At 63.1% G+C, this 1450-nt stretch carries 1 protein-coding gene; it reads left to right on the forward strand.

The window, feature by feature from the left end; genetic code table 11:
- Window positions 1-230 precede the first annotated feature (230 nt).
- Window positions 231-1430: an IS110 family RNA-guided transposase gene (locus tag AHIS1636_RS19555; protein WP_264797538.1), complete on the forward strand. Its 1200-nt coding sequence runs from the start codon at window positions 231-233 to the stop codon at window positions 1428-1430.
- Window positions 1431-1450 lie beyond the last annotated feature (20 nt).

The raw sequence follows: 1450 nt of genomic DNA on the forward strand, positions 1-1450 counted from the left end.
CCCGTTACATTTATTCAGTCCCCGATGGCCGGGGATATGGTCGCTGGATCCGGTATGACTCTGTCGCCCTGTCCTTGATGATCCGGGGGGTGTTGTCGCCGGGTTCGGAGACGCTTGCTGACCGCTGATAGGGACATGGCCGAACAGGTTTGGGGTTCTGGTCTCTTTGTAACGTGGGTGCCGGCATCAGGTGTCATGACTGCGGCCATATGCTGGTGCAAAGGAGCGCCATGGACCAGGGATTCGACGTGTACTGCGGGGTGGATGTCGGCAAGGCCGAGCATCACGCCACCGCCCTCGACCGTGCCGGGCAACGGCTCTTCGACAAGCCGCTGCCGCAGGACGAAGCCCGGCTGCGGGAACTGTTCACGAGCCTGCAGGAGCACGGGAAGGTCCTGATGATCGTGGACCAGCCCAACACGATCGGCGCGCTGCCGGTCGCTGTCGCCCGGGACTGCGGCTGCGAGGTCGCGTACCTGCCTGGGTTGGCGATGCGCAAGGCCGCGGATCTGCATCCGGGGAAGTCGAAGACGGACGCGAAGGACGCGTTCATCATCGCCGCGACCGCCCGATCGATGCCGCACACTTTGCGGGCCGTGGACCGGGACAGCGAGGTCCTGGCAGCGTTGAAGGTGCTTTCCGGCTTCGACGTGGACCTCACGCACGAGTGCACCCGGGCGATCAACCGGCTGCGGTCGCTGCTGCTGCAGATCTTCCCCGCCCTCGAGCGTGCCTTTCCCGGCGATACACTCACCCGCCAACTGGTGCTCGACATGCTGATGAAGTACGCCGGTCCGACCGGTCTGCGGGCTGCCGGCCGGGGCAACGTGCTGCGCTGGGCCCGCAACCACAGCCGGAAGGACCCGGTACACCTCATCGACGCAGTCTTCACTGCCTTGGGCGAGCAGACCGTGACCGTGACCGGCACAGAAGCGGTGGAGCTGGTCATTCCCCGGGTTGCAGGGCAGATCAAGGAACTGAAGCAGCAACGGGCCATCGTGGCAGAGGAAGTCGAAAAACTTCTGGACGACTTCCCTCTTTCCAAAGTCTTGATGTCCATGCCGGGAGTAGGCATCAAGACCGCGGCAACGATACTCCTGACCATCGGCGATGGAAGCAGCTTCGAAACCGCCGGACACCTGGCTGCCTACGCCGGCATCGCACCGGTAACCCGTCGTTCCGGAACATCCATCCGCGGCGAATACCCGGCACGTTCCGGGAACAAACAGCTCAAAAACGCCCTATTCAGATCCGCGTGGGTCGCTTCCTGCCACGACCCGCTCTCCAAGGCCTACTACGACCGGAAACGCGCCCAAGGCAAGAAACACAATGCTGCTGTCATCTGCCTCGCCCGACGCCGCTGCGACGTCATCTTCGCCATGCTCAAAAACGGAACCCTCTACGAGCACAAAGAACCCAAAGCGGCTTGACCAAAACCATAGGGACACCC

The organism is Arthrobacter mangrovi (assembly GCF_026011795.1).
Taxonomy (GTDB): Bacteria; Actinomycetota; Actinomycetes; order Actinomycetales; family Micrococcaceae; genus Crystallibacter; species Crystallibacter mangrovi.

Coding starts and splice junctions, on each gene's coding strand:
- AHIS1636_RS19555 (WP_264797538.1), top strand. CDS start 231: ATGGACCAGGGATTCGACGTGTACTGCGGGGTGGATGTCGGCAAGGCC.